We start from the raw sequence: 21,387 nt of genomic DNA, 5'->3' as shown, positions 1-21,387 counted from the left end.
TTAATCGAGTAGGAGGCAGTGACTAACCGCCGTCCTCTCACAGCACCGTGCGTACCGTTCGGTACACGGCGCTTTCAATAGTTGATGTGCACAGACTGATAGGCTGTGGCTAAGTCATAAAAGCCACTGTTTATCAGTCTTTCTTTTGTTAATGCTCTGTTGACCGCACCCATACCCGATACATACCAGTATTTCCTTCGGCTATTGGCCGCCTGGTGTGCAAAATATTCGGGTATGCCAAGCTTCATCAGATTGCGTTTCTTGGTTTTCGGTTTCTTCCATTGTTTCCAAATACACATACGAATCCGATGGTAAAGCCACCCGTTGATGGCATCAATGGGATTTTTAATCCTTGCAGTTCCGTAATAGTTAAGCCATCCTCTGGCATATACCTTTATCTTTTCCAATGCCGGTCGTATGCTCTGAACAGACCTTCGGGAAGAAAGCTCTTTCAGCTTGGATTTAAACTTCTTCCATGACTTCGGATGAACTCGGACAAATATACCCTCCCCGTTCCTTCCCAATGCGAAGCCAAGGAATTTAAAATTTCGGATTGCAAACACACTGACCACACGACTTTTATCTTTGTTTACGGTCAGCTTAAGCTTTCCTTCAAGATAATTCGTGCTTGTCTCCAAAAGTCTCTTTGCGGCTCTTTCGCTCTTTGCCAACACAACGATATCATCTGCATAACGTACGAACGGAACTCCTCTCTTTTGGAATTCTTGGTCAAACTCATTGAGATAAACATTTGCCAGTAGTGGAGACAGATTTCCACCCTGTGGTGAACCTTCCTCTGTGTCCACGACTACTCCATCTTCCAGGACACCACTCCTCAAGTACCTCTTAATCCACTGTATTACTCTTTCATCCTTCACATTTCTCCGAAGAATGTTCAGCAATAATTCGTGGTTCAGGGTGTCAAAGTACCTCGAGAGGTCAATTGATACTGCATAGCGATAACCCTCTTCTGCATACTCCTTCACCTTAATGATGGCATCTTTCGCATTTCTTCCCGGGCGATAACCGAAGCTTCCATCCGAGAATTGCGCTTCATAAATCGGCATCAGTTGTTGTGCAATGGCTTGCTGAAAAATACGGTCTTTGACTGTTGGAATACCAAGCTTTCGCATTCCACCGTCTGCTTTTGGGATTTCTTTGCCCCTTACCGGGTCGGGTGTATATTTCCCCTTGTATATCCTCTCGATAATGGTTTCTTGATTATCCCGTAGGTATGCACCTATCTCATCAACGCTTATTCCGTCAATTCCCGGTGCTCCCTTGCTTGCCTTCACCCTTTTATAAGCTCTGTTTAAGTTGTCCTTATACAGTATCTTCTCCAAGAGTTCTGGCTGTGCACTGTCCTTTTCTTTCCATATCGAGCGGAATGACCTACGCACTTCCGCATACCCTTCATGTTCCGCACTATCTCTTTGCGGACAGTCTCTGTTATCAGAGTTTTCTGCCTTCATCAGCCATTCCTCCTTTCTCGGTTATACTTGGGACTCCTATTGATTCGGTCCTTCACCTCTCGACTACTACGACCTCTGCTGACTTCTGCATGTTCAGTATTACCTTGCGATAATAGTTACTCCTTTCAGAGCGCATCATGCAGATCTCCCCGGGTACTCGCACGTTCCTTCTCTCCATCCATCTGCCATATTTACCACAATCGGTTCCGTGTAGTTATTGGGCTTCAACTTGTATAGCAGCCTTACCCCCGATTTTAGCCTGATATGATTTCTGTGCGTCAGACCAGAGATTTGCCATCCGGCTTCCTTCAGATTCGTAGTCACCCACAACACCCTTGCCATTGGCTATGTCCTTCCTACTACCAGGCGGACTCGGGACTCACACCCGTTGAAACGTGCGCCCGCCGGGCGCACTATACAGACTGGGAGGGTGGCCGCAGGCCCCCCTCCCAGATTTTTTGTTTTAATCACCCAAACCGAAACCGTCATGTACTGCCCGCATTGCCCGGTCTACATCGTTTTCATCTATCAGCACAGTAATCCGTACTTCAGATGTAGATATCATTTTGATATTTACATTTGCATTAAACATTGATTCAAACATTTTTGCTGCAACACCAGGATTGCTCATCATGCCTGCTCCGACAATAGATATCTTTGCCACACTATCTTCATGGCCGATATTCTGAATTGTCAGTGCTTCCTTGTTTTCCTCCAGTATTTTCAGTGTTTTATTCAAGTCATCCTGAGCAATCGTAAAGGAAATGTCTTTCGTTCCTTCACGTCCTACAGACTGCAGGATGATATCCACATTGATTCCCTTTTTGGCAAGAGTATTAAATATTTTAAATGCTACACCAGGTTTATCATCCACTCCAATTACGGAAACTCTTGATGTATTTTTATCAGAAGCCACTCCGCTGATTAACATTTTTTCCAATTTTACTACCTCCTTGACTACCGTTCCTTCTTCCCTGTTCAGACTGGAGCGTACCACTAACTGCACCCCGTATTTTTTTGCCATCTCCACCGAACGGTTATGAAGCACCCGCGCCCCCAGTGACGCAAGCTCCAGCATTTCATCATAGCTGATGGCATCCAGTTTTCTTGCATTCGGTACTACACGCGGGTCTGCCGTGTAGACCCCGTTTACATCTGTATAGATTTCACAGGCGTCTGCGTGCAGGGCTGCCGCAATAGCTACGGCTGTGGTATCGGAACCGCCCCGTCCTAACGTAGCATAATCCTCGTATTTATTTACTCCCTGGAATCCTGTTACAATCACAATTTTTCTGGAATCCAGCTCATGGCGTATCCGCTCCGCCTCCACACGCTTCAACCTGGCATTGCCATATGCAGACGTGCAGTGCATTCTTATCTGAAATGCATTCAGCGAAATTGCAGGTACTCCCAATGAATCCATTGCCATCGCCATCAGGGAAACGGAAATCTGTTCTCCTGTTGTCAGCAGCATATCCATTTCCCTTCTGGATGGTTCCGGCGTGATATTTTTTGCCTTTTCGATTAACTCGTCTGTCGTATCTCCCATTGCCGATAATACAACAACGATATCGTTTCCTTTTTTATAATCTTCTATGCAGCGCTCCGCTACGCGGAAAATACATTCCCGGTCCGCAACCGAGCTGCCCCCAAATTTCTTTACTATCAGCATAATTTCCTCCTAGCCGCTGCCCCGTGCAAGAGTCCGGGAAACCAAGCTTTCTTTCACTCTTGCTCAAACAGGCGGGCAATCAGCCTATACCCCTCTTCCTCTCTGATTCCTGTTTTCGATGCCGTTCCTTCATGATATTCCGGCATTTTCCCAACTACCTTCCTGCTGTCATAAAGCAGATAAGGAACCGGTTCTTTCGTATGAGTCCGTATACGGACAGGAGTCGGATGATCCGGCAATATCATCATACGAAAACTTTCCCCGGCAGCCTCCAGCATTTCCGCCACCGGTCCAATAATGTAAGTATCTATATTCTCAATAGCTTTGATTTTATCTCCTGTATTTCCCTGATGCCCCATCTCATCCGGTGCTTCTACATGAATATAGGCGAAATCATAGCCCTCCTCTGTCAGCGCCTCTACTGCCGCCTTTGCTTTTCCTGCATAGTTGGTGTGCAGCCCGCCGTTGGCACCTGGCACGAAGATATTGTGCATTTCCGCACCCACTGCAATTCCCTTGAGCAAATCCACTGCAGATATCATAGCGCCCCGTTTCCCATACTTCTCCTCAAATGAGGTCAGCGCGGGTCTTGTCCCTGCTCCCCAGAACCATGCAGAATTGGCCGGATTCCTGCCGTTTTTCTTTCTCTCCACATTCAGAGGATGGACGGACAGGATTTCATAGCTTTTTCTCATCATTTCGCCCAGCACCGGATCTTCCGGCAAATAGTCTCCGATCCGCTTTGTGAGAATGTCATGGGGAGCTGTCAGTTCCACCACTTTTCCTGCTTTCTGAATCAGCAGATGACGGTAGCTGGTTCCCACATGGAATTCGTAACCTTCCCGGGACAGCCCTTCCTTCAGAGCCTCTATAAGAACGGCGGCATCTTCTGTGCTGATTTCGTCGGAGCTGTGGTCTATGACGATTCTGTCCTCATAGGTATCCTGGTCCTCTGTTAAAGTTACAATATTGCAGCGGAACGCCACATCGGACGGCTCCATATCTACCCCAATACTCAAAGCTTCCAGCGGAGATCTTCCTGTATAATACTCTCTTGGATCATATCCGATGACAGACAAGTTTGCCGTATCGCTTCCGGGAGACATTTCCCGGGGTACAGTACGCACCATGCCAATTTCAGATTTCGGAGCCAAAAGGTCCATATTCGGTGTCTCTGCCACCTGGAGCGGTGTCTTCCCACCCAATTCCTCCAAGGGTTCATCCGCCATTCCGTCACATAATACAATTACATATTTCATGCTCTGCCTCCAGTCAAAATGCTACCCCTCTACACGTATCATATGCAGAATTCCCGGAAATTCCTTCGCATGTTCTTCATAAGTTCCTTCCGTCATCACATCTGTCACGAAACCAAACTCATCTTCCAGCCCTTCCACCTTCACAATTTCAATAGGGCCAAACTTACTTTCCAAGTGTGCTTTCATGGCATCCACATCACCTTTAATCCTCACAAAATACTTCTTGCTTGTGTCTGCTATCGGCTGCAGATTTAATTTCTCACTGTCCCACATAGTCATAATATTTCTATTCAGATGCTTCGCCTCATCTACAATGTCAGAAACTACTGCACTGGCTGTGGGCAGCTTTCCTGCACCGCTTCCATAAAACATGGCATCTCCTAAGACGTTTCCGTGAACAAAAATAGCATTAAACACATCATTCACATTGTAAAGAGGGTGTTCTCTATGTAGCATATATGGAGCTACAATCGCATGAAGATGGTCGCCGTCTCGCTTGCTGGAAGCAAGCAGCTTAATTGTCATGCCCAGTTCCTTTGCATACATCATATCTTGTTTTGTGATTTTCGTAATTCCTTCTGTATGGATATCCTCAAAATCAACCTGCTGCCCGGAAATCAAAGACGATAAAATTGCAATTTTCCTGCATGCATCATAGCCTTCCACATCAGCCTCCGGATTTCGCTCTGCATATCCTTTATCCTGAGCTTCTTTCAGAACTTCATCATAATCTGCCCCTTCGTAAAACATTTTGCTTAGCATATAGTTTGTGGTACCATTGAGAATTCCTGTGATTTCCTCAATCTCATCTGCTGTCATGGAAGAATTTAAGGGCCGGATAATCGGAATGCCCCCGCCTACACTGGCCTCAAAAAGGAAGTTAATATTGTTGTCCCGTGCAATAGACAGAAGCTCTGCACCATGCTTTGCAACCAAAGCTTTATTAGAAGTGGCAACACTTTTCCCCGCCTGCAGACATCTTTTTACAAAAGTATATGCCGGCTCAATTCCGCCCATCACCTCGGCAACAATCTGCACTTCCGGATCGTTCACAATCACTTCAAAATCATGGACCAGCTTCTCCTGAACCGGGTCCCCTGGAAACTCTCTCAAGTCCAGAACGTACTTGATATTAATTTCATCTCCCACTCTCTGGTTGATTCTTTTTCCATTGGTATTGATGACCTCCACGACCCCTGAGCCCACTGTACCGTATCCCATTACCGCTATATTTACCATGTTTTCCTCCTTTTCCGTCCCTTACCCTTCATCTTTTTATGAGTCCGCATTCAAATATGCATTGATAAATAAATCGATGCTTCCATCCATTACTGCGTTTACATTACTTGTTTCCATATTGGTCCGGTGATCCTTCACCAATGTATATGGCTGCATCACATAGGACCTGATTTGATTTCCAAACCCAATGTCCTTCATTTCCCCCCTGATGTCCGATACCTTCTCCGCCTGCTCCTGCTGCTTCAAAAGATACAGCTTCGCCTTCAGCATCTGCATTGCCTTCTCTTTATTTGTATGCTGGGAACGCTCGTTTTGGCACTGTACAACAATCCCAGTAGGCAGGTGTGTAATGCGCACCGCAGAGGAAGTCTTATTCACATGCTGTCCTCCCGCACCTCCGGAGCGGTACGTGTCAATACGCAGTTCTTCTTCATTAATCTCAATATCAACATCATCCTCGATATCTGGAATAACATCACAGGATGCGAAAGATGTCTGCCGTTTTCCCGCCGCATTGAAAGGAGAAATCCTTACCAGGCGGTGTACACCTTTCTCTGAGCGGAGATAGCCATATGCATTTTGTCCGATCACCTCAAAGGTTACACCCTTAATTCCTGCCACATCTCCATCCAGATAATCCAGAACTTCAAGAGAAAAACCTTTTTTCTCGGCCCACCGGGTATACATCCGATACAGCATACTTGCCCAGTCACAGGATTCTGTACCTCCGGCTCCCGCATGGAGAGTCACAATTGCATTACTGCTGTCATATTCACCCGTCAAAAGAGTCTGAATTCTCAGTTCCTCGAATTCTTCCCCAAACCGGTCCAGTTCTTCTTCAATTCCTTTTACTGTTTCTCCGTCGGAATCTTCTTCGCTCATTTCAATCAGAAGACCGATATCCTCATAATCCGTATACAACGTTTCTATCTGCTTCACAGACTCCTGAAGCCCTTTCAGCAGCTTCATAGTCTGGGTGGAGTTTTCAAGATCGTCCCAAAATCCCGGCTCTGAAATCCGGCGCTCCAATTCCTCAATCCGCTTTTTCTTTGACGCTAAGTCAAAGTGAATCCCTCAATTCTTTCAGCGGTTCCTCGTATGCACTTAGTCTTGTTTTCAGTTCGTCTAATAAAACCACCTTTTTCACCTCTTTCTTAATCACTTAATAAATTTTTCCTTAAACAAACAAGAATCTGTAAAAACAGATTCTTATATGTCATGCCGCCTTATCAGCCGCACATTTTGTTTATTTCCTTTTTACTTAATTGCGTCCGCAGCATTGTTTGTATTTCTTTCCACTTCCGCAGGGGCATGGATCGTTGGGATAAATTTTCTTTTCTTCCCTTTTTTTGGGTTCACGCAGAACACTCTCGTCTTTATTCGTGCTTGTAACCTTAGCCACCTGTTCCCGCTCTACTTTCTGCTCAATGCGGATATGGAACAAGGTACGGATGGTTGTCTCTGCAATGGCATTTGTCATTTCACCGAACATGTCATAACCCATCATCTTATACTCTACAAGCGGGTTTCTCTGGCCATATGCCTGAAGTCCGATTCCCTGACGCATCTGGTCCATATCATCAATGTGGTCCATCCATCTTCCGTCAATTACTTTCAGCAATATGACACGCTCAATCTCACGCAGATGCTCTCCTTCCGGAAACTCCGCTTCTTTTTCCTCGTATGCTTTTACCGCCCGTTCCTTAAGCAGGTGCTTTAATTCCTTCTGCTGGATATTTTCTATTTCCTCAGCGGAGGGCAGCTGAAGCTGTGGGATGACTGTGCGGAGTGCGACATCCAGACCTTTCATATCCCATTCTTCCGCATCTGCGTCGGTCGATGCAAAACGGTCTGCTGTATTTTCCACATACTCTGTTATCATATTATAAATAGTATCCCGCATGCTTTCGCCATCCAGAACACGGCGCCTTTCTTCGTAAATAATCTCACGCTGTTCATTCATCACCTGATCATATTCCAACAGATTCTTACGGATACCAAAGTTATTACTCTCAATCTTTTGCTGAGCTTTCTCAATCGCATTGGAAAGCATCTTATGCTCAATCTGCTCTCCTTCCGCCACTCCAAGAGTGTTAAAGATACTCATTAATCTCTCAGAGCCGAACAGACGCATCAAATCGTCCTCCAGGGAAATATAGAACCTGGACTCTCCCGGGTCACCCTGACGTCCGGAACGTCCTCTCAGCTGGTTATCAATACGTCTGGACTCATGACGCTCTGTACCGATAATCTTCAATCCTCCGGCTTCTTTTGATTCATCGTCCAGCTTGATATCGGTACCACGTCCGGCCATGTTGGTAGCAATGGTAACTGCACCATGCACACCTGCATCTGCTACAATCTCAGCTTCCAGCTCATGATACTTCGCATTCAGGACTTTATGAGGAATTCCTTCCTTTTTCAGCATTTTACTCAGCAACTCGGAAATCTCGATTGTAATCGTACCTACCAACACAGGCTGCCCTTTCTCATGGGCTTTCTTTACTTCCTCAACAACAGCCTTAAACTTCTCTTTCTGAGTCTTATAAACTGCATCTTCCAAATCAACTCTCTGCACCGGCTCATTCGTTGGAATTTCAATAACATCCATTCCGTAAATATCCCGGAATTCCTTTTCCTCTGTGAGAGCCGTACCTGTCATACCGCTCTTCTTTTTAAACTTATTAAATAAATTCTGGAACGTAATATTTGCAAGAGTCTTGCTCTCTCTTTTTACCTTTACATGTTCCTTTGCCTCAATAGCCTGATGCAGCCCGTCGGAATAACGGCGTCCCGGCATGATTCGTCCGGTAAACTCATCGACAATCATAACCTCGCCTTCTGAGTTCACTACATAATCCTGGTCGCGGAACATCAGATTGTGTGCACGCAGTGCCAGAATAATGTTATGCTGGATTTCCAGATTCTCTGCATCTGCCAGATTCTCAAGATGAAAGAACTTCTCTACCTTCCTTACGCCGTCCTCTGTAAGGTTCACTGTTTTTTCCTTCTCATTTACAATGAAATCCCCGGTCTCCTCAATATCTTCACCCATGATGGCGTTCATCTTGGAAAATTCACCGCTGGCTTCCCCCCGCTCCAACTGACGGGCAAGAATATCACAAGCCTCATAAAGCTTTGTGGACTTATCGCTCTGCCCGGAAATAATTAATGGGGTTCGCGCCTCATCAATTAATACCGAGTCAACCTCATCGATAATTGCAAAGTGCAGCCCTCTCTGAACAAGCTGTTCTTTATAAATAACCATGTTATCACGAAGATAATCAAAGCCCAGCTCATTATTTGTCACGTAAGTAATATCACAGTTATATGCTGCTCGCCGCTCATCATTGTCCATGGAATTCAGAACTACCCCGACTGTCAGTCCCAGGAACTCATGAACCTTTCCCATCCACTCCGCATCACGTTTTGCAAGATAGTCATTGACCGTTACGATATGCACGCCTTTTCCTTCCAGCGCATTCAAATATGCAGGAAGTGTGGAAACAAGAGTTTTACCTTCACCGGTTTTCATCTCTGAAATACGTCCCTGATGAAGAATAATACCGCCAATGAGCTGAACGCGGTAATGGCGCATTCCCAGACTTCTCGTTGCTGCCTCCCTGACTGCTGCATAAGCTTCGGGAAGAATATCATCCAGAGTTTCTCCCTCCTCCAGACGTTTTTTAAACTCTCTTGTTTTGTCTTTCAATTCTGTATCAGACAGAGCCTGCATTTCTGGTTCCAAAGCCTCTATCCGGTCTACAATCGGGTGAATACGCTTCAATTCATTTTCGCTGTGTGTTCCGAAAATCTTTTCAATCAAACCCATAATCTGTAATTAACTCCTTGTCTAAATTTACTCTAGTACACTACCCCTCATTTTAACACTATCCCTTCGTTAATTCAACAAATTTTGTTAGTCAACGAAAAACGGTCTTATGGCCGGAACTGTAACCAGATTATTTTACAGCTTTGCAATCATCTCATATGGGATATTCCCGCCAAATAGGTCCAGTGCACTGCCAATTGTAAAATCCATTTCTCCCTGACTCACTTCCCTGAAAACCTCTAAATCCTCAAGGCTCCCGATTCCGCCTGCATAAGTAACCGGTATCTGATTCCACTGCCCCAGCATACGCACAAGTTCCAGCTCTATCCCTGAAGATTTCCCTTCCACGTCCACACTGTGTATAAGAAATTCATCACAGTATCCCGATAAATCAGACAACACCTCCCTGGTCAGACATACATCCGTAAAGGTCTGCCAGCGGTTTGTTACTATATAATAGGAGTCCCCTTTTTTTCGGCAGCTCAAATCCAGAACTACATGCTCTTTTCCCACTGCTGATGTCAGCCTCTCCAGATTTTCCCGGCGGAACTGTCCATTTTGAAACACATAAGAAGTGACAATCACATGGCTGGCTCCTGCGTCCAGATATCCGGCAGCATTCTCCGCCGTAATTCCTCCGCCAATATGCATTCCTCCCGGATATGCAGAAAGCGCCTCAAGCGCCTGATTTCTTGTTGCCTCAAAATATTCTGAATCCCGGGAATTCAGAAGGATGATGTGCCCTCCCTGCAGGCCGTCACGCCTGTACAGCTTCGCATACCATGCGGCATCAAGCTCAGAGGAAAAATTAGTCACCGCCTGGTCCCCCTCATCCCTGAGGCTGCCACCTATAATCTGTTTCACCTTCCCATTATGAATATCAATACACGGTCTGAACTTCATAAATAATCCTTTCATCTTCTTCAAAGGGATCTGACCCTTTTGAATCTTTTGAATCACATATAGCACAAATGTATCATTTTGCTATTTTACCACACTAAAGTTGAAAAAGAAAGTAAAAGGGGGTCAGACCCTTTTGAGCTCGAAATTCCGAATTGTTTCAAACAACTCGGAAAATGGAGCACAAAAGGGTCTGACCCCTTCTTTCATCTTTACTTATTCATTTGTGTTTCTTTCATTCAGGTTGTCTTTTTCCGTCCCATTATTATCCGTCAGGTCATCTGCTGCTCTATCCACTGTGTCTGTAACGTCATCTACTGCTTTGTCTACGACACCGTCGTTGTTGTTGTTTCTGATATTAGTGTCGTCTGTGCCTTTTGTAGCGTCGTTTAAATTGTTATCTTCTGTCGTATTTGTTGTTCCATTAGTTGTGTCTCTGTTTGTACCGCATGCTGTCACACCATAAAGTACACATGCACACATTGTTAATAATAAGAATTTTTTTATTTTTCTCATTTCATTTCTCCCTTTCCATAAATAGTCTTGCGTTAGTAATATTTGCAATTTTCGATTCTTTATGTATGGGAAAAATTTCTATATTTTTTCAATGATTTCTCCGCTGCGGTATGCTGCCAGAAGACGCTCCAAATCGGTGACCTGTTCTTTTAATTCTTTTCCAACATCTGTATCTCCTACGCGCCGGCGTTCCATCACCCGCTTCACAACCATATAGTCTGAATGGATGTCACTTTCCTTTTGAATAGCCGCTTCCGTAGATTCAAATGGTTCGTGGGCTACCAGCAGAAGTCCGTAAGAATTATAAATTAATGTATATCCTGCAATTCCTGTTTCCTTTTGATATGCCTTGGAAAAACCTCCATCTATTACCAGAACCTTACCCTTGCATTTAATCGGACTTTCTCCATTTTTGCGTTTTACGGGAACATGCCCGTTCACAACATGGGCTTCCCCGGGATTCAGGTCAAATTCTTCCAAAATACCATCAATCACTTCTTCTTTTTCCAAGAGATGGTAATAAGGATTCTTCTTTTCCAAATGAGTCTCTTTCTCTCCCAGAAAGTATCTCTCAAAAGTTGCCATTTTATCCTTACCAAAAAGAGGAGAATTTGGATGCAGCCAGATATACCACATTATATCCTTTCCGGCTTCCCTTTCCTTCTCATCCAGAGCAAAAAATCCTTTTCTCAGATAACGGTCCAGGGCATCATACAGAGATTTCCCTTTAAATGTTCTGCCAAACATGGAAACCTCCTTGAGGCTGCCGTCTTCATTCAGCGGCACACACCCATGATATAACAGATTGTTATTATAAACTTTATACAAACCGCCCTTCGCGAGCAGAAAACGCATGTGTTCCTGCAGCTTTTCACATCCCAGGAATGCACGCTCCAGACGCTCCATCACCTCTTCCTCCTCCTCAGTCAGCCTGTAAGGATCTTTCGGGTCTATTGTAGGGAAATTGGTATCTAAAAGCTGGTATTCTTTTCCATCCAGCATAATTGTCCCTTTTCCATAGTCAATCTGGTGAAGAAGTGCCCTGTCATCCAGGTCAAATTCCTTCTGACGCTTTATAATCTGTCCTTCTACCTTAAACTGAATGATAGAAATTGCCTTATGCATTCTGAGGTCCATCTCCATCTCAGCCTTGTTTTGTTTCTCCGGCCCTTTCAAGGTAAAGCAGGTACAGGGATCATTCCCGTAAGTACGCAGAGAAAATGTTGCCAGGGGCAGAAGGTTGATTCCATATCCATCCTCTAAAATATCAAGATTCCCATATCTGGCACAGATACGGATTACATTTGCCATGCATCCTCTCTGCCCTGCCGCCGCTCCCATCCAGAGAACATCATGATTTCCCCACTGGATATCAAGGGAATGATAAGTCATCAGCTTATCCATAATGATATGAGGTCCCGGCCCCCTGTCATAGATATCTCCCACAATATGTAAATGATCCACTACAAGCCGCTGAATCAATTCGGAAATAGCTGCAATAAATTCTTCTGCACGTCCAATCTTAATAATCGTCAAAATAATCTCGTTATAATAAGACCCCTTATCATTTACCTCCGCCTTTTCCGTAATCAGCTCCTCAATTACATAGGCAAAATCCTTAGGAAGTGCTTTTCTCACCTTCGACCTGGTATATTTGCTGGCAGCCCGTTTGCTCACCTCAATCAGACGGTACAGATTAATTTTGTACCAATCTTCCATGTTGCTTTCCACTTTCTTTACCTGTGCCATCTTATCTTTTGGATAGTAAATCAATGTTGCAAGTGACTGTTTGTCCCGTTTACTCAGCGTATTGCCAAATACATCATCAATTTTCCGCCTGACAGAACCAGAACCATTTTTCAGCACATGGGAAAATGCCTCATATTCACCATGTATATCTGTCAGAAAATGTTCCGTTCCTTTGGGCAAGTTCAAAATAGCCTGCAGATTAATGATTTCCGTAGATGCGGCTGCAATTGTCGGATATAAATCAGAAAGCCGCTCCAAATATCTTGTTTCCAGATCTTTCATAGGCGTCCCCCATATCTTCTGAATTAAAACTGAATCACATCGCTCATATCGTACATACCTGCCGGTTTTCCAGCCAGGAACTTTGCCGCCTCAACAGCACCTTTCCCAAAAACACTTCTGGAATATGCGGTATGCTTAAATTCTATAACCTCGTCCGGCCCCGCAAAAATTACTTCATGGTCCCCTACGATAGTACCGCCGCGGACTGCTGAGATTCCCATCTCTTTTTTCTCCCGTTTCTGACGCACCTGGCTTCGGTCATATACATAAGTATATTCATGATTCATGGCATCATTCATGGAATCCGCTAACGCCAGAGCCGTCCCGCTGGGAGAATCCAGCTTCTGGTTATGATGGCGCTCTACCAGCTCAATATCATAGCCTGCCGGACCCAGTACTTTCACTGCATCTTTTAAAAGTTTTAAAAGAAGATTAATTCCCATAGACATATTTGCAGACTTCAGCACCGCAACCTTGCCTGAAGCTTCCCGCATCTTTTCCAGCTGCTCCCCTGACAGACCCGTGGTACAGAGCACTACCGGAACCTGATTCTCCACGCAATAATCAAGAACACCTCCAACTGCACCTGCATTGGAAAAATCAATCACCACGTCTGCTTTCACATCACAGGACTGAATATTTCCAAAAACCGGATACGTATTGGTAATTCCCGTAAACGCATCTACTCCTGCGGCAACCTCCACCTGGTCATCTTCCTTGATCAGCCCGGTTATCATCTGGCCCATCCTTCCGTTACATCCATGAATCAATATTTTTACCATATTTGTTCCTCCCAATTTTTTTCTTATGCATGCATCCCCCGCACAGAATAGTCTTCACATTTTCAATTCAGCCATACAGCGAAGCGGGATCAAAACTATTTCTTTCCTATTCATATAACAAAAGGATATCACATTTGAGTCTGTTACTCAACATATGATATCCCTTTCACAATTCTATTTTTCTTAATCTTATATAAGCTTAAGGCCAAAATCAATCATTGCCTTTGCCAGATTTTCCGCATTTTTATCCGTCATCTCTGTGAGAGGCATTCTCAATCCGCCCACTTCCATTCCCATCAGGTTTGCCGCCTTCTTAATCGGAATCGGGTTCACTTCACAGAATAACTGATCAATTAACGGCAGTGCCTTAAATTGCAGTTCCCGGCTTCCTTCTAAATCTCCCGCAAAAAACTTCGCACAGATATCATGAGTTTCCCTGGGGGCAATATTCGACAGGACGGAAATAACACCTTTGCCGCCTAAAGCAAGAAGAGGCAGTATCTGGTCATCATTGCCGGAATACAAATCAATCTTGCCGTCTGTCATCTGCATAATTTTAGAAATTTGTGAAATATCTCCGGATGCCTCCTTAATACCCACAATATTCTCCACTTCATTCACCAGACGTGCTACTGTAGCAGGTTCAATATTTGTTGCAGTCCTGCTCTTTACACTGTATAAAATAATGGGAGCCTTCACTTCATCCGCAATGGCCTTATAATGTGCAAAAAGGCCAGCCTGTGTCGCTTTATTGTAGTAAGGAGTTACTATAAGCAGACCATCTGCACCTGCTTCCGCCGCTTCCTTTGACATCTCTATAGCAGTACGCGTACAGTTGGAACCAGTCCCTGCTATCACCGGAATCCGCTTCTTTGTGTGCTCTATTGTAAACTTAATACATTCCATGTGTTCTGCTTCCGTTAATGTGGAAGATTCACCTGTTGTACCACAAATAACAATACTGTCAGTACCATTCTCACAGTGGAAATCAATCAACTCATCCAACTTATCATAGTTCACACTTCCATCTTTGTGAAACGGCGTTATAATCGCCACTCCGGCTCCTTTAAATATTGACATATATATCCTCCTAACCTAAACGCTCATCTTTTTCAAAGTTTAACACTAATCATGCCTGCTGTCAATCCGGGAAAGAATCTTGCCTGCAAGATTCTCCGCCTGGGTTGGGTTGTAATAGTCCCCCCCCTTTGCCAACCCCAGTGCGATCCCCCAGAGGGTTCTTATGTGACAGGAAAACTAGTTCCCTGTCACATAAGAAAGAGTGCCATTTTTTCAAATGACACTCCGGTCTTTTCTATCCATTAATCTTCCATTAATCTTCCATACATTCCAGTTTGCTTACAGAAACTTCATATGCAGTACGGGTTTCTGTGTCTGTTTCGGATATTTTCTTTACATATTCTCTGCTTTGAATTCTTCCAAGTATCTGTACATGCTCTCCCACTTCAAATCCGGATGCATACCTGGCATTTCTGCCCCAGCAGATGCATGGAATATAATCTGATTTACCATACGGTCTGTTTACTGCCAGCAGAAGATCGGCAATTTCTCTGCCTAACGGGGTCTTCCTGTATACGGGTTTTTTGCAGATATATCCTTCCAGCAAAATATTATTCGTTTTTGCTCCATCCAACTCCTCATCAATAAACTCTACTTCACGGACAAAAACAGATAAGACCAGTCTGTTCTTCTGCTCCTCATGCCGGTTGTAAGAACGGAACTGTCCCGAAACCATAATAAATTCTCCCGTATAATCCTGAGTCACGTCAATAAGTCTTTCTGAGATCATAAGTGGAATCCTGTCATCCGAATTACTAAGCCTCTTCACAAGTATGTCAACCATATAAAAGCCTTCTCCAAAGACCTCATGGCTGTATGTAAACCCGGAAGCCACCTCACCCATAATCATTACCTGATTGTTTTCAATAACCTTATCTGACATAATTTGTAGTTCTCCCTTCCTCTGATTGGTATTTTTGAGTCACTACTAAGTCTATGAATATGGGCCATGCATTAGAACAAAAATAGGGTGTTAATCGTTCGACAAAGTTCGGAGCAAAAGTCGGAATATTTTTTTGATGGTGCTTTTTAATCACCTCTTTTTCCATCTAAAATAGCACCTTCCCATATAAAATGTTTTGTGATAGAATAAAAAAGTTGTAACCACATAACATAACCTAGAAAGAGTGTTGAATATTATATGAAAACAAAACGTGAAGATATTAGAAATATTGCAATTATTGCCCATGTTGACCACGGCAAGACTACCCTGGTGGATGAGCTTTTAAAGCAAAGCGGTGTATTCCGCGAAAATCAGGAAGTGGCAGAACGTGTCATGGACTCTAATGATATTGAAAGAGAAAGAGGCATCACAATTCTTGCCAAAAATACCGCTGTCTTCTACAAGGGAACTAAAATCAATATTATTGATACCCCCGGACATGCCGATTTTGGAGGCGAGGTAGAACGTGTGCTGAAAATGGTGAATGGAGTCATCCTTGTGGTGGATGCTTTTGAGGGTGCTATGCCCCAGACTAAATTTGTGCTCCACAAAGCTCTGGAACTGGATTTGCCTGTGGTTGTCTGCATTAACAAGATTGACCGTCCCGAGGCAAGACCGGAGGAAGTGATCGATGAGGTTTTGGAGCTTTTCATGGATCTGGATGCCTCCGATGAGCAGTTAGACTGCCCATTTGTCTATGCTTCTGCCAAAGCAGGTATTGCTGTTCTGGATTTGACTGACGAAGAGAAAAACATGCAGCCCCTGTTTGAAACAATCCTGGATTATATTCCGGCTCCGGAAGGTGACCCTGAAGCCCCTACCCAGGTTTTAATCAGCACCATTGATTATAATGAATATGTAGGACGTATCGGCGTAGGAAAGGTTGACAATGGAATTATTTCGGTGAATCAGGAAATGGTTCTGCTCAATCATCATGACCCTGACAAACAGGAAAAAGTGAAAATCAGTAAATTATATGAATTCGACGGACTAAATAAGGTTGAAGTGAAAGAAGCAGGTATTGGCTCCATTGTTGCAATTTCCGGTATTTCCAGTATTTCTATCGGGGACACGCTGTGCTCTCCTGAAAACCCTGATGCCATTCCTTTCCAAAAGATTTCTGAGCCTACAATTTCTATGCAGTTCATTGTAAATGACAGTCCATTTGCAGGACAAGAGGGAAAGTATGTCACCTCCCGCCATCTGCGTGACCGCCTGTTCCGGGAGTTGAACACTGATGTCAGCCTGCGGGTGGAGGAAACAGAAAATACAGACAGTCTCAAGGTGTCCGGGCGCGGTGAACTTCATCTCTCTGTTTTAATTGAAAATATGAGACGCGAAGGCTATGAATTTGCAGTGAGCAAGGCGGAAGTTCTTTACAAGTTAGATGAAAATGGCAAGAAACTGGAGCCTATGGAAGTTGCTTATGTAGACGTACCTGATGAATTTACCGGCAATGTCATTGAAAAATTAGGACAGCGCAAAGGAGAACTGCGGAATATGGGACTCTCCAACGGCGGCTACACACGCCTGGAATTTTCTATTCCCGCCCGCGGATTGATCGGATACAGAGGGGAATTTCTGACAGATACAAAAGGAAATGGAATCTTGAATACTATCTTTGAAGGATATGCGCCTTATAAAGGAGATATTCAGTATAGGAAACAAGGTTCTCTGATTGCTTTTGAGACAGGAGAATCTGTAACCTACGGATTATACGGCGCTCAGGAGAGGGGTATATTATTCATCGGCCCAGGAGAGAAAGTATATTCCGGTATGGTTATCGGACAAAATGGAAAAGCGGAAGATATCGAATTGAATGTATGCAAAACCAAGCATCTGACAAACACCCGCTCCTCTGGTGCGGATGACGCATTGAGACTGACACCGCCCCGCATACTGAGTCTGGAGCAGGCTCTTGATTTTATTGATACAGACGAACTTCTGGAGGTGACTCCAAAAACCCTGCGTATCCGTAAAAAAATCCTGGATGCCAGAATGCGTAAAAGAAACAGTTCAAAATAAAAATGGTACTTTTAACTGCTGAAAAGGAGGAAAATATTATGAAAGAAAAAATAACTGCATTTTTGAAAATTCTGACAAACCTTTTAGAATTTGCTATTGCCGCATTGCTGGCTGTAGGTATCATCATTATAACATTCCAACTTTTTATGTCTATTGGCAATCTTACAGATTTGAGTAAATATCCCAATTACGATGATTTGCTGACAGTATGCTTTAACCTGATTATCGGTGTGGAGATGATACGAATGCTGTATCTCCACACCCCTATGACCGTTTTTGAGGTTCTTTTATTCGCCATAGCAAGACAAATTATTATCGAACATGCATCCTTCCTGGACAGCTTTCTGGGAATCCTGGCGGTTGCTATATTATTCGCAATCAGAAAATTTCTGTTTGTGTCTCATGATGAAAAAAGGGAAAAAGAGGGGGCAGAATAAATTACAGGAATCCAGATGATTCATTCTATACAACAAAGCTTTTCCATGCTATAATATTTACATAATACAGACAGAAGCATCCTCTTTGTCTGTATAATATGAACAAAGGAGTTGATCATCATGAAATTTATTATTAGTGGAAAGAACATCGATGTAACACCAGGCCTCAAGGACACTATTGAACACAAGTTGGGAAAACTCGAAAGGTATTTTACTCCTGAAACAGAAGTTATTGTAACTCTTAGTGTGGAAAAAGAAAGACAGAAGATTGAAGTTACCATACCGGTAAAAGGAAATATTATCCGTTCTGAGCAGACAAGCAATGATATGTATGTATCCATTGATCTCGTTGAGGAAGTAATCGAACGTCAGCTTCGCAAGTATAAAAACAAACTGGTTGCCAGAAGTCAGGGACATCCTACTGCGGCATCCGGCGGAAGTAACTTTAAAAAGGAATTTTTTGAATCAGAAGATAATAATCAGCCTGATGAAGAAATCCGCATTGTAAGAACCAAGCGTTTCGGAATCAAGCCGATGTATCCTGAAGACGCATGTATCCAGATGGATCTGGTTGGACATTCCTTCTTTGTATTCTGCAATGCAGAGACAGACGAGGTCAATGTAGTATATAAAAGAAAAGATGGTTCCTTTGGATTGATTGAACCAGAATTTGATTAAGATTTTTATAGACAACTCATATGTTATGTTTCCGTTCATGAGATGTAAATGAGTTATAACAGAAAAAGACAGGTATGGATTTTACACTCCCGCCTGTCTTTTTCTTTCTGTCCGAAATTAATGATAATCAGATAGAATTAGGGTTTTCTAAAGAATAAGAGTTTTCTACATAAGAGACCACATCGCCGATATCGTCAAGCCCTCCTTCTGCCGAAATGTAATGAAACACTCCCTGTTCTCCCTCAACTATCCAACACACAATGCTGCTGGGCAGGCTATGATCTTCGCTGATAAAGCTCCCATATACCTGGACAGCATCATAGCCATTCAGTGTCACTCTGGCACCGACAATGTCCGTCACCCCGTTGTTTTCTAAATTGTACCACACATGAGATGCTACAGTTTCTGAGTCAAGTTGATTTTTTTCTTCTTCCGGCATACCCCCATCATCAAACACATTCAATGTAATAATGGATGTGCCAGGAACATTTGAGTATTGGAAATCTGCTCCCCCATCCAACTCAAAAAACTCTACCCATTCGCCCGGTATAGAAACATAACCGAATTCATCTGTTCCAACAACCTGCATATCCGCTTCGCTTTCTCCGGTATTTGATTCATTCTCTTCCAATGCCGGTGTGTTTTCTTCACTTACTTCTTTCACCTTTTTGTCATTATTATTACTGTTATTGCTTTGACAAGCGGCAAAGACAAAACATATTGCGGCCGCCATTATTATTGCAGTTACTTGTTTCATTCTCATTCTGTTTTCATCCCTTTATTAATATAAAATTTAAATAGGTAACAACTTTATTCAAAAATTTTTATCTCCTGCCCTATCTGCGCAAACCAACATTTTCCGATTTGTATTATATCGCTCTTCCCGTTGGTTCCTTCCGTAATCTCCCCAATGACCGCCCGTTCTTCACTTAACGGCACTATTACCGTCATCTCCACCAAATCTGTATACTCTGTTTCCAGAGTAAAAAGACCCCTCTGCGCCAGCAGGTACTGTATTTTCCCCAATCCGGTATAATCTGTTTTAATTTTCAATTTAATCCCCTGAATCCTGGTAATAATCATACTATGAAGAAGACCTTCACGGGCGGCAGCGGTATACGCCCTCACCAAACCTCCAGTTCCAAGCAGGGTTCCTCCAAAATATCTGGTTACCACAATAAATACATTATGCAGACTCTGGCCTTTAATAACCTCTAAAATCGGTTTCCCGGCAGTACCGCTTGGCTCCCCGTCATCGCTGCAGCGCTCCAGCACGTTCCCAGTCCCTATGATATAAGCCCAGCAGTGGTGTCTTGCATCCCAGTATTGTTTTTTTGTATTTTCCAGGCAGTCCTGTACCTCTTCCTCAGAAGATACAGGAAATATATTTGCAATAAAACGGGATTTTTTTTCGATAATTTCTGCCCTCCCGCCTTGATATACTGTTTTATAGTCCATTGGTTTTACCTCATTTTCTATATTTATCCTACATACAATATACCAAAATTACAAAAAACCACAAGAGCATATTAAGATTTTTTCTCTTGGCTCTTTCCTGACTCAATCTATCACTCCTTCACACTCCCCTGCATAATCTATATGGGGGTGCTTATTATGAATTCTTGTGAACTTGTTACTTATGTATCGTCAATTGCCTGTTTTCTGTCTAGAAACTGTTCTGCAGAGGAACTTGAACTTATGGCGGCTATCTTTACTCAGCTTGGAGATACTCTTGAGACAATCCTTGTGCATGAATCAAGCTGCCGGGATAACGATTAAATATCATTTTATCAACTTGCGCATATATTAATATAACTACTAATCTAAGGTGTTATTATGCTAAACGTTTGCCGGAAGTCTCTTGAAGATACTATGTATTATGGTAATATACTCGTACTAACTTATAAAATCTATTATCCATGCATTGTCTCCACATGTTACTCAGCATCAGCAAAAAACATAAATTTTTTTTACTATCAAGAGGCAAAAAATAATGAAGACTATTGTCGTACAGTACTATACCAAATGGCTAAAGAAAATGCACAGAATAATGAGGGGATGCCATTCCATAACTATGAATTTATAGTTGATTTTACAGTAACATATAACAAATGCAGTGTCATTAGCCTCTATTCAGACGCTTACTCCTATACGGGCGGCGCACATGGTAATACAATACGAACATCAAATACATGGGACTTCAGAACTTGTACTTTATTGCAGCTTGGTGATATTTATCCTCTTACTCCAAACTCACTATCTAAACTGCAAAAATGTATAGAACAACAAATAGCAGAAAGATTAATAGACAATCCCGGGATTTATTTTGACAATTATAAGTTTTTATTAAGGGATTATTTTAATACAAATAATTTTTATTTACAGCCATGTAATGGTATTATTTATTATCAGCACTATGATATAGCCCCCTATTCTACTGGAATACCTGAATTTTGTTTTCCTATAAGGAACATATGTTAATCGTCTTGGTTTGTTCCAAGACGTTTTTTCTTAGTTAAAT

20 protein-coding genes are annotated in these 21,387 nt (G+C 43.1%); 5 read left to right on the top strand and 15 right to left on the bottom strand.

The window, feature by feature from the left end; genetic code table 11:
• Positions 1-74: 74 nt before the first annotated feature.
• The 13 genes from ltrA to A8805_RS21195 form a co-directional block, all read right to left on the bottom strand.
• The gene (ltrA, locus tag A8805_RS21255; RefSeq protein ID WP_109713116.1) at positions 75-1,472 is read right to left on the bottom strand and encodes a group II intron reverse transcriptase/maturase; all 1,398 of its coding nucleotides are present in this window, start codon (positions 1,470-1,472) and stop codon (positions 75-77) included.
• Between the two features lie 135 nt (positions 1,473-1,607).
• Entirely contained in the window at positions 1,608-1,814 is a 207-nt protein-coding gene (locus tag A8805_RS21250; RefSeq protein WP_242992448.1) for a hypothetical protein, read from the bottom strand.
• A 121-nt stretch (positions 1,815-1,935) separates the two neighbouring features.
• Positions 1,936-3,144, bottom strand: coding sequence for an aspartate kinase (locus tag A8805_RS21245; RefSeq protein WP_109714716.1), 1,209 nt, complete (start codon positions 3,142-3,144; stop codon positions 1,936-1,938).
• A 53-nt stretch (positions 3,145-3,197) separates the two neighbouring features.
• The gene (locus A8805_RS21240) at positions 3,198-4,403 is read right to left on the bottom strand and encodes a cofactor-independent phosphoglycerate mutase (protein WP_109714715.1); all 1,206 of its coding nucleotides are present in this window, start codon (positions 4,401-4,403) and stop codon (positions 3,198-3,200) included.
• Positions 4,404-4,424: 21 nt separating this feature from the next.
• A complete protein-coding gene (locus A8805_RS21235; protein ID WP_109714714.1) occupies positions 4,425-5,642 on the bottom strand; it encodes a homoserine dehydrogenase in 1,218 nt (405 codons plus the stop codon).
• Between the two features lie 36 nt (positions 5,643-5,678).
• Positions 5,679-6,780 (bottom strand): peptide chain release factor 2 gene (gene prfB, locus A8805_RS21230; RefSeq protein ID WP_109714718.1). Its coding sequence is split into 2 segments (ribosomal slippage): positions 5,679-6,704 and positions 6,706-6,780, totalling 1,101 coding nucleotides; the frame shifts between segments, so codons are not numbered across the junction.
• 123 nt (positions 6,781-6,903) lie between these two features.
• On the bottom strand, positions 6,904-9,474 hold the full coding sequence (gene secA, locus A8805_RS21225) for a preprotein translocase subunit SecA (RefSeq protein ID WP_109714713.1): 2,571 nt from the start codon (positions 9,472-9,474) through the stop codon (positions 6,904-6,906).
• 135 nt (positions 9,475-9,609) lie between these two features.
• A complete protein-coding gene (gene hisA / locus A8805_RS21220) occupies positions 9,610-10,377 on the bottom strand; it encodes a phosphoribosylformimino-5-aminoimidazole carboxamide ribotide isomerase (protein WP_109714717.1) in 768 nt (255 codons plus the stop codon).
• Between the two features lie 213 nt (positions 10,378-10,590).
• Positions 10,591-10,890: a hypothetical protein gene (locus A8805_RS21215; protein ID WP_109714712.1), complete on the bottom strand. Its 300-nt coding sequence runs from the start codon at positions 10,888-10,890 to the stop codon at positions 10,591-10,593.
• Positions 10,891-10,968: 78 nt separating this feature from the next.
• Positions 10,969-12,921, bottom strand: coding sequence for a fructose-1,6-bisphosphatase (locus tag A8805_RS21210; protein WP_109714711.1), 1,953 nt, complete (start codon positions 12,919-12,921; stop codon positions 10,969-10,971).
• A gap of 23 nt (positions 12,922-12,944) precedes the next feature.
• Positions 12,945-13,703 (bottom strand): 4-hydroxy-tetrahydrodipicolinate reductase, encoded by a 759-nt coding sequence (dapB, locus tag A8805_RS21205; protein ID WP_109714710.1) that lies wholly within the window; start codon positions 13,701-13,703, stop codon positions 12,945-12,947.
• Positions 13,704-13,892: 189 nt separating this feature from the next.
• Positions 13,893-14,783 (bottom strand): 4-hydroxy-tetrahydrodipicolinate synthase, encoded by an 891-nt coding sequence (gene dapA, locus A8805_RS21200; RefSeq protein ID WP_109714709.1) that lies wholly within the window; start codon positions 14,781-14,783, stop codon positions 13,893-13,895.
• A 253-nt stretch (positions 14,784-15,036) separates the two neighbouring features.
• On the bottom strand, positions 15,037-15,666 hold the full coding sequence (locus A8805_RS21195) for a single-stranded DNA-binding protein (RefSeq protein ID WP_109714708.1): 630 nt from the start codon (positions 15,664-15,666) through the stop codon (positions 15,037-15,039).
• Between the two features lie 258 nt (positions 15,667-15,924).
• Here A8805_RS21195 and typA point away from each other — a divergent pair, with 258 nt between their 5' ends.
• The 3 genes from typA to hpf all read left to right on the top strand — a co-directional run bounded on the left by typA (position 15,925) and on the right by hpf (position 18,866).
• The gene (gene typA, locus A8805_RS21190) at positions 15,925-17,751 is read left to right on the top strand and encodes a translational GTPase TypA (RefSeq protein ID WP_109714707.1); all 1,827 of its coding nucleotides are present in this window, start codon (positions 15,925-15,927) and stop codon (positions 17,749-17,751) included.
• 38 nt (positions 17,752-17,789) lie between these two features.
• Positions 17,790-18,188, top strand: coding sequence for a hypothetical protein (locus A8805_RS21185; protein WP_242992544.1), 399 nt, complete (start codon positions 17,790-17,792; stop codon positions 18,186-18,188).
• A gap of 120 nt (positions 18,189-18,308) precedes the next feature.
• Entirely contained in the window at positions 18,309-18,866 is a 558-nt protein-coding gene (gene hpf / locus A8805_RS21180) for a ribosome hibernation-promoting factor, HPF/YfiA family (RefSeq protein ID WP_109714706.1), read from the top strand.
• Between the two features lie 127 nt (positions 18,867-18,993).
• On the opposite strand, the gene A8805_RS21175 is transcribed toward hpf, so the two are convergent.
• Positions 18,994-19,629 (bottom strand): hypothetical protein, encoded by a 636-nt coding sequence (locus A8805_RS21175; protein WP_109714705.1) that lies wholly within the window; start codon positions 19,627-19,629, stop codon positions 18,994-18,996.
• A 47-nt stretch (positions 19,630-19,676) separates the two neighbouring features.
• Positions 19,677-20,324 carry a YigZ family protein gene (locus tag A8805_RS21170; RefSeq protein ID WP_109714704.1) on the bottom strand — a complete coding sequence of 216 codons (648 nt, stop codon included), beginning with the start codon at positions 20,322-20,324 and terminating at the stop codon, positions 19,677-19,679.
• Between the two features lie 156 nt (positions 20,325-20,480).
• Here A8805_RS21170 and A8805_RS21165 point away from each other — a divergent pair, with 156 nt between their 5' ends.
• Positions 20,481-20,645: a DUF6774 domain-containing protein gene (locus A8805_RS21165; protein WP_181392946.1), complete on the top strand. Its 165-nt coding sequence runs from the start codon at positions 20,481-20,483 to the stop codon at positions 20,643-20,645.
• A gap of 57 nt (positions 20,646-20,702) precedes the next feature.
• Complete coding sequence (locus tag A8805_RS21160) at positions 20,703-21,347, top strand: DUF3298 and DUF4163 domain-containing protein (RefSeq protein WP_109714702.1); 645 nt, start codon at positions 20,703-20,705, stop codon at positions 21,345-21,347.
• The last annotated feature ends 40 nt before the right edge of the window (positions 21,348-21,387 follow it).

This window comes from Faecalicatena contorta (genome assembly GCF_003149105.1).
Taxonomy (GTDB): Bacteria; Bacillota; Clostridia; order Lachnospirales; family Lachnospiraceae; genus Muricomes; species Muricomes contortus_C.
Note: the sequence above shows the minus strand (reverse complement) of the source record. Positions and strands in the feature narration are given on the sequence as shown.

Coding starts and splice junctions, on each gene's coding strand:
- hisA (WP_109714717.1), bottom strand. CDS start 10,377: ATGAAGTTCAGACCGTGTATTGATATTCATAATGGGAAGGTGAAACAG.
- A8805_RS21160 (WP_109714702.1), top strand. CDS start 20,703: ATGCTAAACGTTTGCCGGAAGTCTCTTGAAGATACTATGTATTATGGT.
- A8805_RS21165 (WP_181392946.1), top strand. CDS start 20,481: ATGAATTCTTGTGAACTTGTTACTTATGTATCGTCAATTGCCTGTTTT.
- dapB (WP_109714710.1), bottom strand. CDS start 13,703: ATGGTAAAAATATTGATTCATGGATGTAACGGAAGGATGGGCCAGATG.
- dapA (WP_109714709.1), bottom strand. CDS start 14,783: ATGTCAATATTTAAAGGAGCCGGAGTGGCGATTATAACGCCGTTTCAC.
- A8805_RS21235 (WP_109714714.1), bottom strand. CDS start 5,642: ATGGTAAATATAGCGGTAATGGGATACGGTACAGTGGGCTCAGGGGTC.
- A8805_RS21195 (WP_109714708.1), bottom strand. CDS start 15,666: ATGTCAGATAAGGTTATTGAAAACAATCAGGTAATGATTATGGGTGAG.
- A8805_RS21250 (WP_242992448.1), bottom strand. CDS start 1,814: ATGGCAAGGGTGTTGTGGGTGACTACGAATCTGAAGGAAGCCGGATGG.
- A8805_RS21170 (WP_109714704.1), bottom strand. CDS start 20,324: ATGGACTATAAAACAGTATATCAAGGCGGGAGGGCAGAAATTATCGAA.
- A8805_RS21185 (WP_242992544.1), top strand. CDS start 17,790: ATGAAAGAAAAAATAACTGCATTTTTGAAAATTCTGACAAACCTTTTA.
- A8805_RS21210 (WP_109714711.1), bottom strand. CDS start 12,921: ATGAAAGATCTGGAAACAAGATATTTGGAGCGGCTTTCTGATTTATAT.
- hpf (WP_109714706.1), top strand. CDS start 18,309: ATGAAATTTATTATTAGTGGAAAGAACATCGATGTAACACCAGGCCTC.
- A8805_RS21240 (WP_109714715.1), bottom strand. CDS start 4,403: ATGAAATATGTAATTGTATTATGTGACGGAATGGCGGATGAACCCTTG.
- typA (WP_109714707.1), top strand. CDS start 15,925: ATGAAAACAAAACGTGAAGATATTAGAAATATTGCAATTATTGCCCAT.
- A8805_RS21245 (WP_109714716.1), bottom strand. CDS start 3,144: ATGCTGATAGTAAAGAAATTTGGGGGCAGCTCGGTTGCGGACCGGGAA.
- ltrA (WP_109713116.1), bottom strand. CDS start 1,472: ATGAAGGCAGAAAACTCTGATAACAGAGACTGTCCGCAAAGAGATAGT.
- A8805_RS21175 (WP_109714705.1), bottom strand. CDS start 19,629: ATGAGAATGAAACAAGTAACTGCAATAATAATGGCGGCCGCAATATGT.
- A8805_RS21215 (WP_109714712.1), bottom strand. CDS start 10,890: ATGAGAAAAATAAAAAAATTCTTATTATTAACAATGTGTGCATGTGTA.
- secA (WP_109714713.1), bottom strand. CDS start 9,474: ATGGGTTTGATTGAAAAGATTTTCGGAACACACAGCGAAAATGAATTG.